Genomic DNA, 11,576 nt, shown 5'->3' on the forward strand with positions numbered 1-11,576 from the left:
ACTGGATCGGTTCCGCGCCGGAGCGCAGCACCGCAACCTGTTCGGCGACCCGTCGGCGGGTATCGGTCAACACCCGCGTGGTGACGGCGGCGACCCGGTCGTCGGATTCGGCGCCGGTCGTGGCCGCCGCGAGTTCCGCGTGCAGCGCGCCGAGGCCCGAGCGATCGAGCAGGCCGGCATCCCCCGCCGCCCGGCCCGCCACCGCCAGCCGGGCCGATACCGGCACGATCTCCAGATCGTCGATGCCATGGGCGGCGAGCAGTTCGAGGTTGTGCGCCTGCACCGCGCGCCAGTCCTGGTAGGCGTGGATGCCGTTCATGGCGAGCAGGATCCGGGTGCCGTCGGCGCGCAAGCGGCGCACCATGTGCAGGGTGTCCGCGCCGAGGGCACTACCCGCGTCCAACAGCATGAGCGCGACCGCCGATGGCGCATTACCCGACGGCGATGTGGTCTCCACCGCTGCGCTCGCATCGGGTACCGGATCCGAGAGCGGGATCCGCGGCTCGAACCGAGCCAGCTCGGTGCGCAACAGGCTTGTATTGGCGTCATCGGGCCCGATCAACGACACCGCCGACGCCACCCCCGTCCCCCGCACCGCGCGCAACAGCGCCGTCCCCTGCGGATTCCACCGCGCGATGACCGCCTCGACCTCTGGAGCCAGCGAGCCCTTCTCGGGTTCGGGCGATCCATCAGGAGCCCCGCGTGACGCACCAGCTGACCGACCGGGCGCGGCGGCCGGTCCCTCCGCTGGTCCAGTCGATTCATCCGCACTCGTCGGCGATCCGCTCGGCGGCGATGCCTGTGTCGCCGGACCACTCGCGGATCGGCGTGGAGCAGTGGCGGATTCAGCACGCTCGGTCGCACCCGAGGCCGACGGCTCCGTGCCCGCGGAATCCGGTTGCTCAGAGTCCGGCACTGCTCATCCGTTCCCATAGCCGGATGTAGCCGTTGTGCACGCGGAGGGCGGCGCGGCGAGCCGCAGGGGACATATCGCTGGAGACCACCGCGCGCCAGCGGGCGGCGCGGGCGAGGGCGTCGTCGGCGTCGGACGGCGCGGGTGCGCGATATCCGGCGGCCAGGTGGGCGACCTCCGGGTAAGCGAGGCCCGCGCAGAGGCCGAGCCAGAGGGCGTCGTCGCCGAAGAGGTAGTCCTCCAGCATGTCCCGTGCGTTCGCGCCGTCGGCCGGGACGGCGCGGGCGGCAAGACGGGCCAGTTCGTCGAGGAGTTCGCCGCCGCGCAGTGCGGAGACCTGTTCGTAGCGGCGATGCAATAAGCGGTGCAGCGGATCGATACCGCTGGCCGCGTGCATGATCTGCAGCAGTGCGTGCGGACCCAGTTCGGGGTCTTGCCGCAACGCCGACAGCGCGCAGGTCACGCCGTACAGATCCCAGCGCTGCAGCAGTTCTTCGCGCTCAGCGACATCCGGTCCGGCCGATGCCGAGACGAACAGGTCGGGCGAAAGCGTGAGCGCCGGATCAGCCGTTTCGGCCAGGCGGCGCAGCGTGACCATATCGGCCTCGCTCACCGCACCGGCCCTGGTGCGCACGGCCAGTGAGGCGACCACCGGCAGCGTGATGGTGCCGAGCCCGCCGCTGTACTGCTCGGCGGCGGCGACCGCATCACCCCACCGGGATCCGATGGCATCGGCCTTGTTCAACACCGCGACCGTGCGCTCCGGCGGCAAGCCCGCCAGAATCCGCCGGTCCGCGGGCTGTGGCGCACCGGAGAGCACGTAGACGACGATGTCGGCGTCGAGTTCAGGATCGGCGACGCCCGGTTCATCGATCGGCGCTGTCTCCACCGCCGACATCAACGCCAGCGCGTGCAGCACGGTGGTCCGCCCGGTATACGCCCGCCCGGTCACCTGGATGCGCGGCGGCCGACGCCATCGCGCGATGGCGGTCCCCACCTGGCCCACGATCCGCGGATCGGCACCCGACCGCAGCGTCGCGAGCAGGTGGTCGAGTTGGTCCAGTTCCCGTGCGGGTCCGCCCGGTCGGATCCGGGGCCCGTCGGATTCGGTGACTGTCGGCAAAGCTTCGCACCCCCTTTTCGGTGCGCCATTCTTGCAGACATACCGCGTGGACGGGCCGTAGCGACTGCTTGCAGGTCGCTCGAAACGGTCAGCAGCGACTGCTTGCAGGTCGCTCGAAACGGTCAGCAGCGACTGCTTGCAGGTCGCTCGAACGGTCAGCTGCCGCTGAAGTATTTGTTCGCGGTCCGCACGGCCCAGTTCGGCGCGTATTTCGCGGCGGCCGCAAGTACCTTTGCCTGCGCGCCGATTTCGTAGTGCACGCGCGGCAGCCGTCCGCGCTTGCGGGTCGCGTCCCAGATCCCCTGCGCGACATCCTCGGCGGTCAGGCGCACGCCAAGCGACTTGGTCGAACCGGTTTCGACTCCGTCCACCATTGCGGTGGCCACGAACAGCGGCCACACCGCGATCACCCGGATATCGTGGTGCTCCCATTCGAGATCGAGTGCCTCGGTGAGGTTTTTGACCGCGGACTTGGTCGCGCCGTAGCTGGCGAGTTCGGGCTGGCCGTAGATCGCCGACGCCGAGCACAGATTCACCACCTGAGCACCGGGCGTATCGCGCAAATAGCTGAACGCGGCATGCGTACCCGCTATGACCCCGCCGAGATTGACGTCGATGATTGTCTGGTGGGCGGCCAGATCGATCGATTCGAACGAACCCGCGCGCAGGATGCCCGCATTGTTGACGAGGATGTCGAGCCGGTTCTCGTCCCCGTTGAACTCGGCGAGACGCTCGGTCCAGTGAGTGTCGTTCGTCACATCCAGCACCCCGGTGCGCACACTGCCGTCGGCGGCGTGGATATCGGCCGCGAGCCTGGTCAGCCCCACCTCATCGATATCGTATGCACCGACGTGATACCCCTGTGCTGCGAAAAGTAGGGCCGTGGCCCGGCCGATACCCGCCGCCGCACCGGTGATGAACACAGTCGGTCTGCTCATGCGCGCAGTCTAGTGCGGCGGCAAGCCCCCTACCTCGGGGTTCCCCCAGATGCCATGGTCACTTAATCTGGCGGGATGGTCGGCACCATAGTCGGTGCGCAGCTTCGCTTTTCGAACGCGGCAAGCCGACCAGGCGGAATCCGTTCCGCTGGTCTCGATGAGGAGGTTGCCGTGACCGTCGATGTCATCGGTGCTGAGCCGGATGCGTCCGGCGATAGGAAGCCATTGCTACCCAGTAGCGATCCCTTCCTCCGACCACCCAAAGGCTTCGCGGCTCGTCCGGCCGGGACCATCCTGCGCAGTCGTCGCGTCGAACTCGCACTGTTCGGCCTTGTGCCGCAGCAGGTCTCGGCCTGGCAGCTGCTCTACCGCAGCTGTGACATGCACGGCACCCCGGAAGCGGCGGTCACCACGGTGCTGCTGCCGCTCGACGCCGACCCGAACGAAGACCGCCCGCTGCTGGCCTTCCAGACCGCCATGGACGCGGTCGCCGAGCGATGTTCCCCCTCCTACGCATTGCGTCGCGGTTCGCACGCACTCGGCTCGGTCACCCAACTCGAATGGATGCTGGTGGCCAACGCACTGCGCCGTGGTTGGGCGGTGAGCATCGCCGACCACGAGGGCCCGCACGGGAATTTCGGCGCGCCACGCGAGCCCGGTTACCGCGGGCTCGACGGAATCCGCGCGGCGCTGCGCTTCGCACCGCTGGGTCTGCACCCTGATACCCGGATCGCGGTCTGGGGTTATTCCGGTGGCGGTATGGCCAGTTCATGGCTGGTCGAGATGGCGCCGACCTACGCACCGGAGCTCGATATCGTCGGCGCGGTGCTCGGCGCGCCGGTCGGCGATCCCGGCCAGGTATTCACCCGACTCAACGGCGGGCATTACGCCGGACTGCCCGCGATCGTGATCGCGGCGCTACGCAGGCTCTACCCGGCACTGGCCGCGGTATTCGACAGCGATTGCGATGCCGAGGGGCTCCGGCTCATCGAACGCGCCGAACGGTCGACACCGTTAGCGGCGGTTCTCGGGCTCGTCAAAAGAGATGTCGGCCACCATCTGAGCCGTCCGCTCGCCGAGGTGCTCGCCGCGCCCGATATGCAGGCCATGCTCGACGACCTGCGCCTCGGCCACTCCACGCCGACCTGCCCGCTGCTGGTGGTGCAGCCGGTGCACGACCAGATCATCCATGTGGACGGCGTCGACGGCCAAGTCGAGCGGTATCGCCGCGGCGGCGCACAGGTCACCTATGTGCGCGACCGGCTCAGCGAGCACTTCTCCCTGCTCCCGCTGGCCACCCCGATCAGCCTGGACTGGCTCGGCGATCGGCTCGCGGGAAAACCGGTGCGCGAAGTCGGCGACAGCACGGTGTGGTCGGTCGCCGCCTCGCCCACGGGGGTGCGCGGACTGTGGGAAATGCTCGGCACCGCGCTCAAGGTGGCGCTGGGCAAGCCGCTGCGTCAGGAGACCGAGCCCGCGGCTCGAATCCCCCGCGTACGCGCCGCATAACTGTTCGCCTCGGGCGACCCGCAAGCGATCCGCTACGACCGCTTGCTGCCCGCATCCTGCGATGCTGGACAATGGAGCGCGTGAACGACGCCGCGAACCATACTGCCGAGTCAGTTCCCGGACCGCCGTCCACAGCTCCGGCTCCGGCGGACGGTGGATCCCGAAAGGGCTCGGGCTCTCGCCTGTACCCCCGAGTGACGAGCTTCCGCTCGCGCCGGGGCGCACTCACCGCGACCCAGCAGCAATCCTGGAATCGCACCTGGCCCAAGATCGGTCGCGAAGTGGCCGACCAACCACTCGACGCCGCCGCCTGGTTCGGCCGCGAGGCCCCGCTCGTCATCGAGATCGGTTGTGGGACAGGCACCGCCACCGCCGCGATGGCACAGGCGGAACCGCATCTGAATCTCATCGGCATCGAGGTCTATCAGCCCGGTCTCGCGCAACTGGTGCAGCGCATCGAGCGCGAGCAGATCGACAACATTCGACTGCTGCGCGGTGACGCTGTGGATGTGTTGGAAAATATGATTGCTGAGCAGTCGCTCACGGGCGTTCGGGTCTTCTTTCCCGACCCGTGGCCGAAGGCGCGACACCATAAGCGGCGGCTGTTGCAGCCCGCGACATTCGCATTGATCGCCAATCGCCTGCGGCCCGGCGGTGTGTTGCACGTCGCGACCGACCATGCCGACTACGCCGAATTCATCGCCGAAGTCGGCGCCGCAGAACCACAGCTCATCGGCCTGAACGAGACCACGGGCGGGATCAGCGCCGAACATCGCGACAGCGCACCGATCGGCTTCGAAAGGCCTGTCACGAAGTTCGAAGGCAAGGCACATCGCGCCGGAAGCGCCATCAACGAGTTCATATGGGGGAAGATCGAATGATGAGTGTCGGTGAGATGGCCCCTGAGGTCGTGGATGTTGCCGGGGAGGTGCACGGAACCGGATCCGAGGTGATCGGCGCGGTTACGCCCGATGTGCGTCGGGTGCTATTGGTCTGGGACGCCCCGAACCTCGATATGGGACTGGGCGCGATCCTCGGCGGCCGCCCGACCGCCGCCTATCGACCGCGCTTCGACGCGCTCGGCCGCTGGCTGCTCGCGCGCACCGCCGAACTATCGGTGGGCAGCGTGACCCGGGTCGAACCGGAAGCGACCGTCTTCACCAATATCGCGCCCGGCACCGCCGATGTGGTGCGGCCGTGGGTGGAGGCGCTGCGCAATGTCGGCTACGCGGTCTTCGCCAAGCCCAAGATCGACGAGGACTCCGATGTCGACGCGGACATGCTCGCGCACATCGAGCTACGCAGCCGCGGTGCCGGGCTGGCGGGCATCATGGTCGCCTCCGCCGATGGCCAGGCATTCCGCGAACCGCTCGAACGATTGGCCGCCAACGGAATCCCCGTTCAGATACTCGGCTTCCGTGAGCATGCGAGTTGGGCCGTAACATCCGATACCCTCGAGTTCGTAGATCTCGAGGACATCCCGGGCGTGTTCCGTGAACCGCTGCCCCGGGTCAGCCTCGACTCGCTGCCCGACGAGGGTGCTTGGCTGCAGCCGTTCCGGCCGCTGTCGGCGCTGCTCACCTCTCGCCCTGCCCAAGGAGTCGCTTAGTGTTCACACGCTGGGGCGATCTGGTCTATCGGCTGCGCTTCGCCGTCATCGGCATTGTCGCGGCCGCACTCTTGGCACTCGGCGGTTACGGCCTCGGCCTGGAAGACCATCTCAGCTCCAGCGGGTGGGATGATCCCACGTCGCAATCGGCCAAAGCGGCCAAGTTGTCCGACGAGGCGTTCGGACGTGATCACAACAGCGATGTGATCGTGCTCTACACCGCACCGGACGGTAAGACGATCGATGATCCCGAATTCCGGCAGAAGATCGTCGACAGCCTCAATATGCTGCCGCGCGAACATCCGGATGAGATCGCCAAGATCAACGGCGCCTACTGGCAGACCGAAACCGGTCCGGCATCACCGTTGACGTTCGGTTCGAAGGATAAGAAGTACACCTTCGCCTCGATCGCCATCCAGGGCGATAACGACACCGCCATGGTGCGCAACTTCCGGAAAGTGAAGGACGTCTTCGCCATTCCGGGCATCGATGTGCAGGTCGCGGGCCTGCAGGCGGTGGCGGGCACGCTGAACGACACCATGGCCGCCGACCAGAAGCGGATGGAGATCCTGGCCATCCCCGCGGTCGCGGTGCTGCTGTTCTTCATCTTCGGCGGTGTGGTCGCGGCGGCGCTGCCATTGATCGTCGGTGGTCTCACGGTGATCGGCGCCTGGGGCATCGTGCGGTTCGCGACCGAGTTCACCGAGGTCAACTCGTTTGTCTCGCCGGTCGTTTCGATGATCGGTCTCGGTCTGGCCATCGACTACGGCCTGTTCATCGTGAGTCGGTTCCGAGAGGAACTCGCCGAGGGCTACGACACGCGTGCGGCCGTGCGCCGCTCGGTGATGACCGCGGGTCGCACCGTGGTGTTCTCCGCGACCATGATCATCGCCAGCCTCGGCGGCATGCTGCTGTTCCCGCAGGGCTTCCTCAAATCGATCGCCTACGGCTCGATCGCGACCGTCTCGCTGGCCGCGCTGACCGCCATCACCATCCTGCCCGCGATGCTCAGCATTCTCGGGGCGCGGGTGGACATGCTCGGCCTCAAGCGATTCCGCAAGACCAAGACCGCCGAGGAAGTCGAGACCGGTTTCTGGGGCAAGTCGACCCGTTGGGTAATGCAGCATCCGCTCAAGATCGCCATCCCGATCTGCATCCTGTTGCTGCTGCTGATCATTCCGGTCAAGAATCTGGCGTTCGGCGGTATCAACGAGCGGTATCTGCCGCCGGATAACGCGACCCGACTCGCACAGGCGAAGTTCGACTCGATCTTCCCGCTACGTAAGTCCGATCCGATCCAGCTGGTTTTCGTCTCCGGTAACAGCAATGCCGTCGGCAAGGTGTGGGCCGCGGCCAAGCAGGCGCCCGGCTTGAACGGCACCTTCGACGTGCCTGCTCAGTCCAACACGGACAAGGAAGTGTTCCGCACCAGCGCGACGCTCGCGGATTCGGAGAATTTCGATCCGACCATCGACTATCTGCGCTCCCTCGAAATCCCGGACGACGTGCAGATGTATGTCGGTGGACAGCCCGCGATCCAGAAGGACAGCATCGACGCGCTGCTGCACCGGATGCCGTTGATGATCGCGCTGGTGCTGTTCGTGACCACGCTGCTGATGTTCCTCACCTTCGGCTCACTGGTGCTGCCCATCAAAGCCGCGTTGATGAGCGCGCTCGGATTGGGTTCCACGCTCGGCATTTTGACGTGGATCTTCATCGACGGACACGGTGCGAGCCTGTTGAACTTCACGCCGCAGCCGATCATGTCGCCGGTATTGGTGCTGATCATCGCGGTTATCTACGGTCTTTCGACCGACTACGAGGTATTCCTGCTGTCGCGCATGGTCGAAGCTCGTACGCAGGGCGCTTCGACAACCGAGGCGGTGCGCATCGGTACCGCGCAGACCGGGCGCATCATCACCGCCGCCGCGCTCATCCTGCTCGTGGTGACGGGCGCGTTCGCATTCTCCGATCTGGTCATGATGCAGTATCTGGCCTACGGCATGATCGCGGCGCTGTTCATCGACGCGACGATTCTGCGCATGCTGCTCGTCCCGGCCACCATGAAGCTGCTCGGCGACGACTGCTGGTGGGCGCCGACGTGGATGAAGAAGGTGCAGCAGAAGATCGGGCTCGGCGAACCCATTCTGGACGACGAGCGTCCCGGCGGGGGCGAGGTCGTCGACCTGGTGAAGACCACGCCCATCACCGATCCGGTGACGATGCAGATGCCGGCGCTCACCGATAACGCCAGTACTCGATCGCGGTCACCGCGGCGGCCGCGCACCGTCGAGGAGATCGAGGCAGACGCGCCGACGCAGCATTTCGCGAAACTCCCGCCCGAACCAGCGGCGCCGCCGCGGCCGGTTGTCGGGCCGCACGATCCGACTCGGCCGCGGGCGAATCCGCCGCTGCATACACCACCGCCCGGGCCGCCCGTGCCGCCATACGGACAGGCATCGCCTGCGCCGGGGTCGCCGCCTGCGCCGGGGTTGCCAGCCGCGCCGTTCGGCCAGTCGGCGCCGTCGGCACCCGAGCCCATTCGGCCGCGGCCGATTCCGACGATTTCAGGGGCGTCCGAGCCGACTCGTCCGATTCCGCCTGCGCCCACGCCCACGCCGACGCCGCCACCGCCACCGATTCAGTCGATGCCGATCCCGGCTTCGGACCATCCGACCCACCACGCGGCATCGGAACGGCCCGCCCCGTCGAATGACGATGCCTCGGACGAGAACCGCAGCAGCATCGAAAACTGGATGGCCGAATTGCGGTCCAACCGTCGCCGCATCGGCCAGCCCGACGAGGGTCGGCACCACAGTGCGGACGGGCGGACGGTCAGTGTGAACGAGTTGCTGCGGCGGCGGGATCGCGAGTAACGCGTTGTGCGGCTACGGCTTTCGTTTCGGCTCGAGCCACATCAGTTCCTACCCGGGTGCCGGTGGCGGATTCGTCGGTGACGGCTGAACGACACTGAGCAGCTTCGGTGCCAGCGGTTTTTGCGGGCCGCTCGGTGCGAACCCTATGACTCACCGGATCGGCGTCGGGCTCAGGTTGTCGTCCGCTGCGGGCTGATGATCGTCGAGCCAGGCGAGGATGGTGTGCAGGCAGATGCCGATATGGGGCGCTTCCGCCGAGCCTTCGCCGGTGGCTCGAGTTTCGGCGCAGTTGTCAGCGTTCTGCTGAATCCGCGTTGGCGGCACCGGCTTCGGCGAAGGCTCGGGCGTAGCGGGTCCCTGCCAGGAGCAGCAGGACGCCGACTACCAGGAAGGCTGCTACTCGGACCAGGCCATCGAGGGTGGCGAGATCGAAGAGGAACAGTTTGGCCAGGGCGGCTGCGGTGACGAGCAGTCCGGAGCCGAGTGCCAGTTTGGCGACGGCGGCCGAGCGGGACAGGTTGCGCAGGCCGAAGAACAGCGCGGACGTGGCGGCCGCCATCCACAGGATGGTGGCGGCGCTGTGGCCGATGATGAAACCGTCGGCCCGGTCGGTCGCGATGCCGATCGAGACCGCCGCGGCGGTTACCGCATACAAGCCCGCGATGCTCGCGACGACGAACAGCGTCGACTCGTCGGTTCCGCCCTTGGTCATGCCGGGGAGTCTCCGGGCGCACCAGACGCCCACAGCGAGGACGGCGAGCGCGAGGACAGCTCCCAGCTCGGTCGCGATACCCAGGCGTAAATGCGCAAGCCGTTGTGTCGCAAGCGCTTCCGGAGTCACGGTGGTGAAGTACACGACCGATCCGACCAGGGTGAATGCCGCGCCGATGGCGGCGGTAATGCGGGAGCGCCGCTGTCCGGCCAAGCCGAGGTAGCAGAGCGCCACCAGGAACAGTGCGATCGGCAGGGTCTGCAGTCGTGTCACGCCGACACACGCTTCGAGCAGCGCGAACGAACCGGCGATCGCGCAGACGAATGCGATCGAACCCGGAATCTGGACCAGCTCACGCAATTTCGGCACGATAGGCGATGCCGCCACGGCCAACAAGACCGCCGCATAAACGGCCGCGACCAAGGTGGCCGAGTGCCGCTCGAACATCGCGGGGGCGGCCAAGAGCGGAACCGTCGAGAGCGCGAAGCTCAGCGCTGCGACGATATCGCCGGATCGCCTGCGCACCACCAGAACACCGCCGACCAACCCGATCGCCGCAATCGCCACCGCGGCGGTGAGCAGCCAGTACACCCGGCCCTGCGCCGGATCGTCGACGACAGCGACGGCAATGGCGAGCAAGGTCGCCAATGTCGCCGGCACCGTGCGCACCACGTGCAGGAACGGCCAATCACGGACCAATTGCACCGGCACACAGGTCAACTGCAACACGATCAGGAATGCGAACAGCACCAATTCCGACGTGACGAACGGCGACAACAACGCCGCACCCGCGACCACGAGCACCGCGAGCGGCTGCGACTGCCACCGCATCGCCAACCCGACCCCACCCGCCGCAACACCAAGCGCCACCGCGAGCCCGACCACCGGATGCAACCACTCGTAGATAGCCGTCACCGCGACCACATCCAGATACGCCCCGGCAATACCGGTGGCCGCCAAGGAAATTCCACCGACCCGACCACCGGCCCGCCCGAACACTCGCACCCCCGCTCCCACCAGTGCCGCCGAGAACACCGCCCCGGCAACAACTCTCGGCATGGGCCCGAATAACCCGGCCTGCGCGGCAAGCACCAACAGCATCACCACCCCGATCAGCGTCACCCCCACCCCGGCCACCGCCAGCACCCGACTGATCATCCCCTCCTGCTGCCACCACGGAGTCTTCGGCGCACCCGCCCCAACCCACCTCGGCGGCCGCGGCGGCACCCCTGGCGGAACCGCCCACGGTCCTGGCGGCACAAACCCGCCGGGCATACCCGGAGCCCCCGGACCCGCAGGCCGCCCGGACATCCCGACACCGCCTGGCACGCCATACCCGGGCACGGGCCGCGCCCACCCCGAAGGCACGGCCGGCGGCATCGGAATCCGCCCCACCCCACCAGGAGGCACCGCACCCGCCATCGGCGCGTCGGGCACCGCCCCTGCAGCGGGTACACCCGGCACCCCACCCGCCGCAGGCACACCGGGAGCCCCCGCAGCACCGGCAGACGCCGACTGCTGCGGCGCTGCATCCTCTTCAGGCACAGCCGGGACCGCACCGGCCGCGGGCACGACGGAAGCGCCAGCACCACCGGCACGAGCTGATTGCTGTGGCGCCGCGCCCCCTGCAGGCATGGCCGGAACACCCGACGGTGCCGTCGAGGTCCGGCCAGTCGCCGCCTCCCCCGAGACCGCCGACGCATCCGATGTATGCCCACCACTGGGCATCGGATCCTGCGAAACCGCAGATGCCGCAACAGAATCGGCAACAACCTGCGCTCGTAACAAATCCAGATCTCGGCCGAGGACGCCCATCTGCGTTCCCAACACAGCGAACTCCCCGGACAACCGCGAAATCAGCGCGGGATCGATAGACGTAGTCATGTCTCCAATGCT

7 protein-coding genes and 1 pseudogene are annotated in these 11,576 nt (G+C 67.4%); 4 read left to right on the forward strand and 4 right to left on the reverse strand.

Annotated elements, in window-relative coordinates; genetic code table 11:
- The 3 genes and pseudogenes from ON44_RS32120 to ON44_RS32130 form a co-directional block, all read right to left on the reverse strand.
- Nucleotides 1-916 (reverse strand): annotated as a pseudogene (locus tag ON44_RS32120) (hypothetical protein); the annotation flags it as partial.
- Nucleotides 903-2,036, reverse strand: a complete 1,134-nt coding sequence (locus ON44_RS32125; RefSeq protein WP_040697197.1) for a hypothetical protein — start codon at nt 2,034-2,036, stop codon at nt 903-905. The pseudogene ON44_RS32120 and the gene ON44_RS32125, both read right to left, overlap by 14 nt.
- A 155-nt stretch (nt 2,037-2,191) precedes the next feature.
- Entirely contained in the window at nt 2,192-2,974 is a 783-nt protein-coding gene (locus ON44_RS32130) for an SDR family oxidoreductase (RefSeq protein WP_040697199.1), read from the reverse strand.
- Between the two features lie 171 nt (nt 2,975-3,145).
- On the opposite strand from ON44_RS32130, the gene ON44_RS32135 reads away from it, so the two are divergent.
- From ON44_RS32135 to ON44_RS32150, 4 genes are all read left to right on the forward strand, one after another.
- Entirely contained in the window at nt 3,146-4,483 is a 1,338-nt protein-coding gene (locus ON44_RS32135; protein WP_051182674.1) for a lipase family protein, read from the forward strand.
- A 71-nt stretch (nt 4,484-4,554) separates the two neighbouring features.
- Nucleotides 4,555-5,364: a tRNA (guanosine(46)-N7)-methyltransferase TrmB gene (trmB, locus tag ON44_RS32140; protein WP_040697202.1), complete on the forward strand. Its 810-nt coding sequence runs from the start codon at nt 4,555-4,557 to the stop codon at nt 5,362-5,364.
- The gene (locus tag ON44_RS32145) at nt 5,364-6,092 is read left to right on the forward strand and encodes an NYN domain-containing protein (RefSeq protein ID WP_040697204.1); all 729 of its coding nucleotides are present in this window, start codon (nt 5,364-5,366) and stop codon (nt 6,090-6,092) included. Before trmB ends, ON44_RS32145 begins: the two co-directional genes overlap by 1 nt.
- Entirely contained in the window at nt 6,092-8,968 is a 2,877-nt protein-coding gene (locus ON44_RS32150) for an MMPL family transporter (RefSeq protein WP_040697209.1), read from the forward strand. Before ON44_RS32145 ends, ON44_RS32150 begins: the two co-directional genes overlap by 1 nt.
- Before the next feature lie 292 nt (nt 8,969-9,260).
- On the opposite strand, the gene ON44_RS32155 is transcribed toward ON44_RS32150, so the two are convergent.
- Nucleotides 9,261-10,838: a DUF2339 domain-containing protein gene (locus ON44_RS32155; RefSeq protein ID WP_085998660.1), complete on the reverse strand. Its 1,578-nt coding sequence runs from the start codon at nt 10,836-10,838 to the stop codon at nt 9,261-9,263.
- Nucleotides 10,839-11,576 lie beyond the last annotated feature (738 nt).

This window comes from Nocardia vinacea NBRC 16497 (assembly GCF_000308835.1).
GTDB classification, from domain to species: Bacteria; Actinomycetota; Actinomycetes; order Mycobacteriales; family Mycobacteriaceae; genus Nocardia; species Nocardia vinacea.